The organism is Pedobacter suwonensis (assembly GCF_044762335.1).
Classification (GTDB): domain Bacteria; phylum Bacteroidota; class Bacteroidia; order Sphingobacteriales; family Sphingobacteriaceae; genus Pedobacter.
In genome coordinates, this window is sequence record NZ_JBIWEB010000003.1 from 182,067 (window position 1) to 194,409 (window position 12,343).

A 12,343-nucleotide genomic window follows, 5' to 3' on the forward strand; every position below is an offset into this window, starting at 1 on the left:
GTTATTTTGAGATTAAAAAAAAGATCACCTAACTCACTAAAATCGTTTTTATTGAAAGTATTTAAAGCTTCTTACTGATAAATTTTATATTGAAAAACTAAACAATAAGTACTACAGAACAAATATTTTTAATCTTGATTAGCAACATTTTACGAGGGGTAATCATGAAATAAAATGACGATGAGATGCGTTTTACTTTCAGGCGGATCAGAATTCCTCAAATTGACCTGATTTAAAAGCCGCAAAGATTCATACAATGCCCCTTTCTCTGCAATGCCAGGCCAGCAAAAATGTCGAGGAAATATTCAATTTCTCCCGTAGGGCTTTAAGTTTTTTCTCAATATGGCTCAGGCTGGATGAAGACATTCCCTTTTTTTTGAAATAGGCTGCTATCGATTTTTGCTTTACCCCTTCGGTGGTGAGTTTTAAAATAAGTTTTTCTTCGCCGGTCAGTTCAGCTAAAATTTCATCACCCGGAAAGCGGCGAAGATTGGCTGAGCAATATTTCCGGCCATCGTTAACGGTTTTTATTGCTGTTTTAAAAGCATTAACTGCGCCAAAAGATTTATGCACGTAGGCATCAATCTGGTAATCTTTAAAAAGCCGGTCGGCAATGTTTTTACGGTCATCTGCAGAAAAAACCATCACTTTGATTGCCGGCTGTATTTCCTTAACCGTCCGGATCAATTCCCAGCCGGAAGAAATTTCCCTTTTTTCAGTATCCCCCTTAAAAGATAGATCAGCAATAAGCAACTGATAGGGATGAGCTTCGCTGATGGCCTTTTTTACCCGGCTATAGGCATAATCGCAGTTCACTACATAATCGCGGTTATCCTGTACAATGCCCAGGTCTTCCAATGCCATCCTCAGTGCGATATTCATAAATTCTTCGTCTTCTGCAATGAGTACTTTTTTAAACATATATCACTATCTTAAATGATTTAAGCCTTTTGGGGCTCCCGGCTCAAAATTAATCAGGATCACACATGATCAATTACGGGTTACCTTTCGGATGTTCAAAGATGGTTCTAATTTACAGGTGTTTGTTTAAGTTGTCCAATCTTCAATAACAACTCCGTCAAGTCGTTCAAAATCGCTTACGTTTTTTGTTACCAAGGTTAGGTTATTGAAAATGGCTGTTGTTCCGATCAGCAAATCAAAATCGTCTAGCACGCGGCCTTTGGTTTTCAGTCGGGCTTTTTCTTTTGCATAAATGTCGAGAACAGGGAAAATGGGAAGAATGATAAATTTTGCTATAAATGCTTCTATGTTTTTTCGATTATTTTCTTTATGAATGCTGTTTTCAACACCAAATTTAAGCTCTGCTAAGGTAACTTCCGACAAAAAGCAGTTTTCTTCGCCTATGGCTTTTATTTTTTCGTGCAGGTTAAACTTTCCTTTGATAAAATAAATGCATATATTGGTGTCAAGCAAGTATTTGTTCACAACTCTTCTCTTTTTCTGGTAAAGTTTCTTGCTGCTTTAAGTTCTGCAACCAATTCATCAGCGGTTTGGTCAGATTCCCAGGAGCCATATAACACATCCAAAGAAATTTCTTTTTCTTTCCTCTCAGTCGTTTTCATTGATTTTGACAGTCGGGCGATAAGCTCCAGCTTATTATCGGGACTTAAACTTTTCAGCAAGGTGAAGTAACTGTCTATCAGATTGATATTTATATCTGCTGTTTTCATTTTCTGTCGTAATTTATGATTACAAAAATAATAAAAAAGTGTTTTTGCTTTAGATAGCCATTGTCGTAATTGTTCTACTTATATATTTTCTATTACTAATTTAATGATTTTATATTTACGTTTCAGTACTATTTTTTGTTTAAGTCGGCTATTATATTATAGATTTTTTATGGTTGCAAATGGTTGCAACTTTCACATTATCGGCAAATATTTTATTTCCCATTTTAAAGCAGCCTACCAACGATGTTGCCGATAGGCTACGGTAATTTATTCTTTGTCAATCTCAATGACTAACTTACCCTGTAATGTAGTAATGATTACATGTGAATGGCATTCGAAACCGATTTGCTCCAACCATTTTCCTTGTAACATGATTTGTGGAACAATTGATCTGTTCCAGGCATAATCCCTACATTTTGGTTGAATTTTTAACCTTCTCATTCCGTTTGGAAGTTTTGGTTTTCTGGGTTCACAGGCTCCGCACCTACAGGTTTTGTTCGGTTGTAACTCCTGGGTTACTTTTGGTGTTTTTTTCGACGTTCGCATAGTTGAAAAATAATAAAACACCAGGTCGCTGCGAACGTCGCCGGAGACCGGAAATGCACAGTACTTTCAACTGCTCGCCTGGATATTGTTAATAAAATTTTGTCTATTGGATTGCTCCAACAACGTTCGCACAATAAATATAGGAATTTTATTTTAATTGGTCATGAGATAAATGGCTGATATTTGTATTTTTTATAGTTAAATATTTAATTGATTAAGCAGCCTCTTGAAATTATTAAAAATTATTTTTTGTATTTCTGCTTCTTCTAAATGCCACTCATTAGTTAAAAAAGAAATTACTTCTTTCACTTCACCTGGTCTTATCGGAAGACTACCATGATTAATAAATGGCCCATCGGTTTCAGTTAAAATGAGCTCTCTGGGTATATTTGATATGATTTTTCTTCCAGATGCAGATCTCGTCATAGCCGGATTAATAGAAAAAAAATATTTTGTGTCTACAATATCTTCAATCATATTTATTCCTCCTGAATACCAATGGAAAATTGCAGACTTTATGCTGTTTTTTATTAGAAGCTCTAAAACTTCTTTTTCAGCTTTTCTAGAGTGAATACTTAAAATTTTTTTTTGCCCGGAGATGGCCTTTAATATCTTGGTAAAAGTGTTTATTTGAATTTCTTTTGTAGAAATACCCTCATTAGAGAAGTCTAAACCTACTTCACCAATGTATGACGTCTTGTTGATATTTTTGAGAAATTTATTAAACTCCTTTTCGTGCGAATCTGCCATTAAAGGATGCATACCTAAAGCTAATCGTATCCGTTTTAACGATTGAAAGTGCATATATCCCATTTCAAAGTGACTTGGAAGATTTGTCATCGCTAGTACCGTTATATCATTTTTTACTAAATCCTTCAGTACTTGTTTTGGATTAGGATATAAATCTATGTGGCAATGTGTATCAATAATCATCTTAACCCTAACTCAGATTTAATAAATATATTTCCTTTGTCACTAAACAACTTTAGTACTTCTTGTTTTGACCTTAATACCATTTCAGCATAATCCGTGAGTTCGTTTATTTCGATATTACCATTTACTAATAAATCTCTTTTCATTTTTTCCAAAGAAATCTCTTTTCTTAAATAATTAATTAATGCTGGCAAATCTGTACTGTATTTCCTTGAATCTGGCCTAGTAATAAAATTCCCATATTGGTTTTCATTATCTAGTCCTGCCTTATGCAAAGCAGCCCTTCTATAAATACAAGGCATGCAAATCCCACACTCCTGAACACCTCTTTTTACTTCCCAATTTTGCTTTCTTCCTCTTTTTCCACAGGAAACCGATTTTTGGAAAATGCTTTGTATAAATGTTTGATTTGCACATTCTGTAAACATTTCTCCTTTTGTTTTAAACGTATAAGGATTGTGTATCACGGTAGACAATCCCAATTCCCTAAGTAATTCCTGTGTATTTTTTAAAACATAAGGATGAGTTGTTCTTGTACTCAAAGAACTTACTCTTGAAGGTGTAAGAGGATAATTAATTGATATTGTACCATTCTCAGGAATGATTAAATTATCGACTGGAGATAAATAGCAACCTAACCCAATAAAAAACAGAGATCGACTGCGATAATTATTTTCTATGGTTACTCTGTTATCATCTGAGTCTTTTCTTGATAATGCTAATTTTGATTGTACCCAATATATTTTATCTGGATATTGAGTTATTAAATGTCTCAATAATGTTCTTTGGTCTCCACTTGGACCTGGTGATTTTGAATCAAAATGAGAAACTAAAAGTATCCTTTCATTATTTCTTAACTTCTCCAATTCATCAATAACACCTATTAAAGAATCTAATCCACCTGAAAATAAGCTTACAGATTTAATAGTATTTTTTTCATAAGTTGGAGTTTTTCTTCTATTCGCACGTGGTTGAAACAAATCAATATCTTCAATTTCTCGGAATGAAATCTGCCAATTATCTCCTGTTAAGAAATCTAAAATCTGTTTAAATTTATCTTCTTTACCACTCCAAATAGCTAAATTATTCACAGGAAACTCTACTTCTATATCTCTTGTCCAGCCATCGTTTGAGTAATTAGCACGGCTAAGTAAGTTATCCACACCATAAACAATTGCTGATACAAGAAAAAAATCAAATTTTACAGAAGTAAAATCAGATGAGAAATCAAAAACTCTTTCATATCCTAAGAAAGATAATGAAACATTTCTATTCACTCCGTTATCTATATAACAAAGCTGTAAATCTGAGAACTTTCCATAATCTGGGTTCTCAATAACTACGTTTACTCTCATAACTATTCAAATACGGTTAATATATCTTCTTGAATATTTTTTACAAGCCTATCGGCTTCATCTGAACTCCAATCAATGTTTTGTAATGGATTTCTTTTATGCATATCTCCAACTCTTTCAATTATGAAATTTTTTATTTGGGTAAAAAGATTATTGCAATCACTTTCGCTCTTACTTTTTATTAAATTTTCATAAAACCACTTTGATAAAAGCTCATTTATGTAATAGCCAAAATACTTTACTATTACATCTTCCAATGTATTGGTTGTAAAGGTTTCTTCTAGTAAAGTTTGCACATCATCTATAGATTCAGCCTGCCCCATTAATTCTTCTAATAATAATCTTGTAGCTTCTTTTGCTGCATTATCATCTATAGTTGTTGCATTACCAGAACAATATTCAATTAGATGATTAATGACGTCACCAACCGTTTTATTATCAATATCTGTTAAACCGGTAGATTCAAGTGCTGTTCTAATATTATTACCCGAACCAATAAATGTTGAAAATATTCCTCCGATTTTCTTTGCAGTTCTGATACTGCTTCTTCCTCCTACACTCGAGCCCCCACGCCCTCCTGTTGATGCTCCACCCAATGCTGAAACGAAATTCCCAATTATAGTTCGTAGTTTCTGATCAGTTAGAACAGACGAATCACAATTTGAGGTAAGCGAAGAACTAAGCGTACCCCAATTTGGAACCATTGAGTGCTTTACATCGGAAAATGATTTAGATGTTCCCATTTTTATTTTTTTAAATTATATGCTTTACTTGCTCTAGATTTTCCATCTTTGAAATAGTCATTTAAAAATTCTCCTATTTCAGGTTCTGATTTAAAATCCGCTAATCTTGTTGCAATGGCGGGTTCAATATCAGATACACTAATTATCTTAAGAGATTCTATGTAATGATAAACTGTGTTTTCAATTTTATCCCCTGTCATTATATTGAATATTTCATAAAGCCTTTTTTGTTGAGGATTCCTTTTTAAATTTGAAGATAATAAGTTGAAAAATGCTTCTTTTTCAATATCGCTAAATGACTGAAACTTCTGAGCAAGTAAAGATTTGGTAACTGTTACCGTCATATTATCCGGTAACAACTCATTAAACAATGCTCGTACTAATGGAGGAATCATACTTGTAGCAGTAATAGAATTTTCTAATTTATCACGGGCGATCCAATAATAATCTCGTAGATCAATTCCTGATAGTAGTGGCTCAATCTGAAACCATTTTATTATTTTGGGTTTATTCCATTCTTTAAAATCAGTATCTTTTATTTCTGAGATAATATCATTAATTTCATTATCCTTACATATAGCTTCTATTTCAGTCAACTCTTTTGGTAATCCGTCCTGAAGAATCTGCCACTCAAATAGCTTTTTGAACAATTTTGGTTCAGAATATTCAAGGATCATCATTTTTGCAAGAATTGCATCATTAAAACTTTCCAACGATGCAACTTCTGCAAGCCTTTTCCTGATCGTGTAAGTATTTAAAAACCGTTTGATCTGTCTGGGATTTCCATACAAACTGTTTGTGATTAATGGTACCAATGCAGGGATTGTAATTACATTGTTTTTAACTTTTTCAAATTCCTCAGCCTCTAAAATCTTTTCAAAGTTTGATAATCCAAATGCAGAATACTTATTTGTTTGTCTATATTTCGTAAATTCATCAAGTACATTTTTAAACTTGATATCGCCTATCTCTTTTTTACAGATAAGCATTGATATGTAAGTTTCAACTTCTGATTCGGAAAGTCTTGGCAAAGAATATGGAAGCTGGATTAATTTTTCTAGATAATCAATTACAATACGGTTGTTTTCTTCTTCAATTTCTTTGTTATTTTTGTATTTATGCTCAATAGCATATTTGACTATTCGAGGGTCTGCTCCTATAATGAATGCTGTTTTCGGTACATTCAAGAAAAGTTTAATTGCTTCAAGATTTTCAATAATTCTTTCAGGACTACATCTATCTAAATCATCAATTATAACAACTAATCTTTTGAATCCTGTAGCCTCTAAGAGTTCAGAGAAATCTTTTCTAAATTCTGCAACAGCATTAATAGATTTTTTATCTTCTTCTTTTCCCTGTTTAACAAATGCACTATATATTTCTCTTCCTTCTTCAGATTGAAGTCTTTCTATTATGTTCTCTGGATTATCTCCCCATTCAGCCAACTTTTGGAATGCAAATGGAATTAAGCTAAGACCTCCAGTAAAGTATGCAGAAACAGCAGGCAAGGCAACATTCTTCATAACCATCCCGGCACCACGTATCCAATCGATAGATTTCCAAAGCTTCTTTGCTTTTTCTTTTATCGAATCCTTTATTTCTTCCGAAATCTTCTTGTTTTCCTCCAATTCCTTGAGAATTGAATTTAGTAACGCAGCTTTAGCATCATCATATCCCTCGAAAGTCCATCCATTAAAATATATGCTTAGAGAATCTTTGTCATCTGCTTTATCAAATTCTTCTTTGACAATTTGTAAGATGCTGGATTTTCCACTTCCCCAATCACCAAAAACTCCTATCGTAATTGGTAAAATAGATTCGTCATTAATAATGTTGATTAACAAATCTGCATGTACTTTAAATCCTAAAAGATCTTCAGAGGTTTCGTTATCTGCCCACATAATTTATTGTTTATTTTTTTTAAATTTTTCCATAATTAAATCCCCATCACTTCCACCTTACTCCTTCCACTCTGTTGCTTGCTCACTTTAATCTGCACCGGGATCCGTTCCGTCATTTCCTGTACGTGCGAGATCACGCCTACTTTACGGCCCTGGTTGTGCAGGCGTTCGAGGGCATCCATGGCGATATTGAGGGTGGTAGGATCCAGCGAGCCGAAACCTTCATCAATAAATAAGGATTCTACTTTCATGCGGCTGGACGACAGCGAGGCTAAACCTAAGGCTAAGGCCAGTGATACGAGGAAAGACTCTCCACCCGAAAGCGAATAAACCGTACGTACTTCATCGCCCATATCCTGATCTACCACCTGAAGGCCCAGCGATGCCGGAATGCGTTCGATCCGGTAACGGTTGGTTAAGGCCTGCAAATGGATATTGGCATAACCGAGCAACACATCCAGCGTATATTCCTGCGCAATCTGGCGGAATTTCTTCCCATCGGCCGAACCAATAATCTCGTTGAGCTTGGCCCAGTTTTCGGTGATGGCTGCCTGTGTTGCGATACTTTGCAGCAGGTCGCCGATCCGGTTTTTGTTGGCTTCATCCTGTTGCAACCGGAAGCTGTTTTCTCCTTTTTTATGCTTCTTTTCTTCCACTTCCAACCGGGCATTCGCCTGCAGGGTCATCAGTTCCTCAAGTGCTGTTTCCGAGTTACTGTTTTCCTGATGACGGTCCAGAGCCTGTTTCCGTTCGGTCAGAATGCTGTTGGCTTTGGTCAGTTCCTCGTCAATGGCCTGCAATGCCATCCGTTCATCTTCGATCCAGTCATTCCCTAAAGCCAGTAAGCGGTAAAGATCGTCCAGGTTTAGGGATTGACCGTTCTTTTGGTTATAATCGTCCAGCCAGTCCTGCATTTGCCCGGAAGTTTTCCGGATGGCCGTCTCCAATGTGGTTAGGGCATTCGTGAGTTCCTGTTGCTGGGTTAGGACTTTGATATGTTCGATGGCCACCTCTTGCTGCCTGGCTTTCACCTGTTCTACATCTGCCTGTGCTTGAGTAACTGCCTGTTTGAATTGACATTCCATCTCATCAGCAGGCTGACCGTCGAAGAGCGCTTTACGTTGTTGAACAAGATCCCGATACGATTGCTGTTGCGTCAGGTGGATTTCTGTTTTCCTGCCGGCTTCCGTTACCATAGTTTCGGCCTGGCTTTTAAGTTCTTTCAGCGTAGCTTCTAAGGCTGTTTTTTCCCGGATATGAATTTCCAGTTTTTCGGCATGTTCTTTCCATTCCAACGCAAAGTTGGTGATGCTTTCCACAAATGCTCCAGGGTTTTCTTTCCACTTATCTATCCAGCCTGATGCTGTAAAATAAGGCGTAAGAAGCTGTTCAATTTCACTTAGGTGGATGGTGGCAAGTTCTTGTTCGCGTTCAGACTGGCTTTGCTGTTCGTTATAAATCGACAAGCTGTTTTGAAGATCTTTGAGTTGTCCGGAAAGCGCATCGGTACTTTCTTTGAGCTGATCGATCCCGGTTTTAGCGGTTTCGAGTTCCAGCTTCTGCTCGGCATAGGCTTTTAATTGAGCAGATAAACCGGCTTGTCTCGTTTTAAGGGCTTCTAATTGTGCTGCGATCCAGTCTGCTTTTTCGGTATCGGCGATGTCATGGCTATTTTTGGCGATGTCTAAGTGCGCCCAGGTTTGCCTTTGTTGGGTTAAGGCTGAAGCTTTAGATTCTATTTCTTCATATCGACGCCGGATGTTTTCCTGTAGGGTTGTACATTCCTGTTCCAGGGCATTATGACGGCTTTGGAGGCTCAGATGATGTTGTGTTTTCTGCTGACAGGATTTTTCCAGCTGGGCCAAAAATTTTTCCAGTTGCGGATTTTGAATAGCATAAGGATGATGGGTGCTGCCACATACCGGACAAGGTTCATCATCCATCAGGGCTTCCCTCAACGTTTGTACATTTTCTGCTGATGCCAGACGGGCCTGTTGCAGGATTTGATCTGCGGTATCGCTTTCCGCTTTTGATAAAGGGATTTCCTGTTTCAGTTGTTGTAAAATTGCTTGTTTGCCCTCATAATCGGCTTGATCCTGTTTTTGTTTCTGCCCCAGGTTTTCCCACTCCGTTTGGGCATAATGCAAGAGCTGCCATTGTGCCTGTGCCCTGATGCTTTCCTCTACTTTTTGGTCGGTCTCGGTTTTATCGAGGGTTAAAGTTTCAACCGGAATGGAGTGTAACGTTTCGGACTTTGCTTCATACGTTTTTCGGGTATCGTCCAGCAATTGAAGTTGTTGTTTCCAGCTGTTCTCAAAGGTTTTCTGCTTTACTTCTGTCGTCTGGATTTTATTTTTTACCTCGACCAATTTTGCCGAGGAAGCTTCTACGTTCACCTGGAGTTTTTGCGCATCTTCAAGTTTGGCGAGGATGAGGTCTGTATGTTCGGCAACCGCTTTCCGGTGGGCCTGCTCGTTTTGCCACTGCGTCATACTTTCAATCTGTGAAACCAGATCGCTAAAGGTTTGCTGTTTTTCTTTTAAGGTATCCTGATGCTGCCGGTTTTGTACGTCCGCTTTTTCAGCGTCTGCTTTCAGCCCGTCCAACTGTTCTTTTTTCTCTCCCAGCAAGGTATCCAGTTTGCGGGCTTGTTCCAGTAATGGCAGGGCATCGGCCAGTTTCTGGCTTTGAAGGGAAAGCTGGTGTTCAACCTGTTGAAGTTGTGTTTCCAGGGTTTCTTTTTGCTGCTGTAAAGAAACAAGGGTTTCTTTTATGGTTGCCAAAGCGGTTGTTTTAGCGGCATATTGTTCTTGTGACTGCGCTAAAGCATCTGCCCAGCTTCGGGTTTGTTGCACATGTTCAACCATACGCAGGTGCTGGCTTCTTGGCAGGGCCGCATTTTTGTTTTCCGATGCCTGCTGTAAAGACCGAACGGCTTCATCATGGCCTTGCCGGTATTTGGCCAGCTGCTCGTGCCAACTGATTCCTGCATTTAACCTATCCAGTTCTTTTTCCAGCTCTGTAATCTGCTTTTCCAGAAGTGCCTGATCTGCGGTTAAGGCTTGCAGTTCTTCATCGCTCAGGGTGATGATGCCTTCTTTACGGATATGGAGATCGCGCAGCTGTGATTCTTCTGCTTTGTATTTTTCAAAGATCTTCCTGGAGATTTCGGAATAAATATGGGTTCCGGTCAGTTTTTCAAGCAGGGAAGATTTCTCATCCCGGTTGGCTTTCATAAAAGCGGTAAAGTCTCCCTGCGCCAGCAATACCGAACGGGTAAACTGTTCGAAATTCAAGCCGACCAATCTTGCGATTTCACTATAGGTTTCTGCTTTTCTTCCCGGAAGATCAACCTGATTGGAAATGTTTTTTAAGGTCACGGCATCCGACTGCATGCTTCCGTCGCCGCGATTCCGAGCCCTTCTCACACTCCAGGTTGCCCGATAGTTTTGTCCGTCGATTCCTCTGAAATCCACCTCTGCAAATCCCTCTGCCGTCCCGTCACGTAAGATACCGCGCACATCGCCCTGGCTCAGCGTGCTGCCCTGAACGTCTTTAATCTCTATACCTGTTTCCCTCGCTTGCAAATATCGCGGTGTTTTACCATATAAGGCCAGGCATAAGGCATCTAATATGGTCGATTTTCCCGCTCCGGTTGGGCCGGTAATGGCAAAAATACCCGCCGAACATAAGGGTTCTGCCGTAAAATCAATTTCGGTAGTGCCTTCCAAAGACGCTAAATTTTTAATGCGTATGGCTATTATCTTCATGTTATCCGGCGGTTTGGTTTACTTCCTCTACAACCTGTTGAAATAATTGCATGATTTCCGATGGTACTTCGCTATGGTATCGGGATTGGTAGACTTTACCGAAAACATCAATTGGTTGCAGTTCATTCAGTTTTTCAGCGGTAATGAGTTCCTGGGTCTCTTTGGTGGAAGCCGGATACTGCGCATCGATTTTGGCTAGCCGTACAGGTTTACCAGCCAGGGCCGTTTCTATTTTATGCCGTAAAGCGGGCTCGGGTCCATCGAGTAACACACGCACTTGCAGATAAGGCATATTTTCCGGGTTGGAATCGGCTACTGGTAGTTGTTCCAAAAGGGAAATGACTTCATGTAATGGCTGATGCTGTTGTGGAATTTTTTGCAATGGCACAGATACTGGAATTTCAATCGCTTTCAGATCGCTGATTTCCTGATCAAGGTCAAAAACAATGACCTGATGTTTGTAATGAATTTCGGAAAAAGACATTGGCAAGGGACTGCCGGAATACCGGATATGTTCTTTTCCGCCAATTTTTTGTGCTTTGTGGATGTGTCCCAAAGCCACATATTTGATGTCGGGATGAAAAGCTGTGGCTGAAATGCATTCCACACCACCCATGATCAGCCTTTCGGTTTTATCCAGATCAGTAATTTCTGCCTGCTGGGTATGCAAATGTCCCATGGCAATGACGGGTTGATTTTCCGTGTTATATTGTTGAGCATAATTAAAAGCGTCCTGATATAAAGCTGCCACGCCTTCGGTATACGGATTGGCACAGTCGGCAATGGCCGGATAGTCGCCCATACGCAGAAAAGGAATGGCCAGGCACCAGGCTTTGATGGTCCCGGAAGCATCGTGTATTTTAACCAGCAGTTTTTCGTAATCGATATTTCCCAAGGCATCTTTTTCTACCAGGCCAATGATGTGAACATTAGAGGATTCCAGTAAAGGTTTGGGTGCTTCCAAACGTGCTGCTGAGTCATGGTTCCCAGCCGTAATGATAATTTGCAGACCAGGCAGTGCTGTTGTTGCCTCATTTAGGAAACGGTAGAACATCCTCACCGAGGCTGCCGACGGGTTGGAACTATCAAAGATGTCACCACTGATCAGCAGCACCTCAATTTTTTCAGCAACCAAGGTTTTCACCAGCCAATTCAGAAATTGCTGATGTTCGTAGCTTCGGTCGTATTCGTGAAACAGCTGACCAATGTGCCAGTCTGCAGTGTGTAGAAATTTCATAATAGGGATTTTAAATACGCTCAATATTTATCGTATAATACTTATAGGATAAAAAAGTCCATAGCTAAAATAGCCATGCAAACCACGTAATGCTTTAGTAAAGCTGCTTATCGAATTAAAATGGGGGCTGGTCTATTTGGTTTTTTCATGATGAGGCGTTATTAGTT

At 38.7% G+C, this 12,343-nt stretch carries 10 protein-coding genes; all 10 read right to left on the reverse strand.

The annotated features are described in order from the left end of the window. Positions 1 to 249: 249 nt before the first annotated feature. A complete protein-coding gene (locus ACIQXP_RS06675) occupies positions 250 to 921 on the reverse strand; it encodes a response regulator (RefSeq protein WP_387505032.1) in 672 nt (223 codons plus the stop codon). 126 nt (positions 922 to 1,047) lie between these two features. Then, positions 1,048 to 1,446, reverse strand: coding sequence for a type II toxin-antitoxin system VapC family toxin (locus ACIQXP_RS06680; RefSeq protein ID WP_387505031.1), 399 nt, complete (start codon positions 1,444 to 1,446; stop codon positions 1,048 to 1,050). Beyond that, positions 1,443 to 1,691: a hypothetical protein gene (locus tag ACIQXP_RS06685; RefSeq protein WP_387505030.1), complete on the reverse strand. Its 249-nt coding sequence runs from the start codon at positions 1,689 to 1,691 to the stop codon at positions 1,443 to 1,445. Before ACIQXP_RS06685 ends, ACIQXP_RS06680 begins: the two co-directional genes overlap by 4 nt. Positions 1,692 to 1,958: 267 nt before the next feature. Continuing rightward, positions 1,959 to 2,132, reverse strand: a complete 174-nt coding sequence (locus ACIQXP_RS06690) for a SymE family type I addiction module toxin (RefSeq protein ID WP_205055451.1) — start codon at positions 2,130 to 2,132, stop codon at positions 1,959 to 1,961. 303 nt (positions 2,133 to 2,435) lie between these two features. Continuing rightward, on the reverse strand, positions 2,436 to 3,170 hold the full coding sequence (gene qatD / locus ACIQXP_RS06695; RefSeq protein ID WP_387505029.1) for a Qat anti-phage system TatD family nuclease QatD: 735 nt from the start codon (positions 3,168 to 3,170) through the stop codon (positions 2,436 to 2,438). After that, positions 3,167 to 4,525, reverse strand: coding sequence for a Qat anti-phage system QueC-like protein QatC (qatC, locus tag ACIQXP_RS06700; protein WP_387505028.1), 1,359 nt, complete (start codon positions 4,523 to 4,525; stop codon positions 3,167 to 3,169). The genes qatD and qatC overlap by 4 nt, the downstream gene beginning before the upstream one ends. A gap of 2 nt (positions 4,526 to 4,527) precedes the next feature. Continuing rightward, complete coding sequence (locus tag ACIQXP_RS06705) at positions 4,528 to 5,268, reverse strand: hypothetical protein (protein ID WP_387505027.1); 741 nt, start codon at positions 5,266 to 5,268, stop codon at positions 4,528 to 4,530. Positions 5,269 to 5,270: 2 nt separating this feature from the next. Beyond that, positions 5,271 to 7,169, reverse strand: coding sequence for a KAP family P-loop NTPase fold protein (locus ACIQXP_RS06710; RefSeq protein ID WP_387505026.1), 1,899 nt, complete (start codon positions 7,167 to 7,169; stop codon positions 5,271 to 5,273). Between the two features lie 35 nt (positions 7,170 to 7,204). After that, a complete protein-coding gene (locus tag ACIQXP_RS06715) occupies positions 7,205 to 10,939 on the reverse strand; it encodes an AAA family ATPase (protein ID WP_387505025.1) in 3,735 nt (1,244 codons plus the stop codon). A 1-nt stretch (position 10,940) separates the two neighbouring features. Further along, positions 10,941 to 12,176, reverse strand: a complete 1,236-nt coding sequence (locus ACIQXP_RS06720) for an exonuclease SbcCD subunit D (RefSeq protein ID WP_387505024.1) — start codon at positions 12,174 to 12,176, stop codon at positions 10,941 to 10,943. Positions 12,177 to 12,343 lie beyond the last annotated feature (167 nt).

Bases quoted from the DNA above. Each gene is read 5' to 3' on its own strand.
- ACIQXP_RS06685 (WP_387505030.1), bottom strand. From the start codon at position 1,691: ATGAAAACAGCAGATATAAATATCAATCTGATAGACAGTTACTTCACC.
- ACIQXP_RS06710 (WP_387505026.1), bottom strand. From the start codon at position 7,169: ATGTGGGCAGATAACGAAACCTCTGAAGATCTTTTAGGATTTAAAGTA.
- ACIQXP_RS06705 (WP_387505027.1), bottom strand. From the start codon at position 5,268: ATGGGAACATCTAAATCATTTTCCGATGTAAAGCACTCAATGGTTCCA.
- ACIQXP_RS06720 (WP_387505024.1), bottom strand. From the start codon at position 12,176: ATGAAATTTCTACACACTGCAGACTGGCACATTGGTCAGCTGTTTCAC.
- ACIQXP_RS06715 (WP_387505025.1), bottom strand. From the start codon at position 10,939: ATGAAGATAATAGCCATACGCATTAAAAATTTAGCGTCTTTGGAAGGC.
- ACIQXP_RS06690 (WP_205055451.1), bottom strand. From the start codon at position 2,132: ATGAGAAGGTTAAAAATTCAACCAAAATGTAGGGATTATGCCTGGAAC.
- qatC (WP_387505028.1), bottom strand. From the start codon at position 4,525: ATGAGAGTAAACGTAGTTATTGAGAACCCAGATTATGGAAAGTTCTCA.
- ACIQXP_RS06675 (WP_387505032.1), bottom strand. From the start codon at position 921: ATGTTTAAAAAAGTACTCATTGCAGAAGACGAAGAATTTATGAATATC.
- qatD (WP_387505029.1), bottom strand. From the start codon at position 3,170: ATGATTATTGATACACATTGCCACATAGATTTATATCCTAATCCAAAA.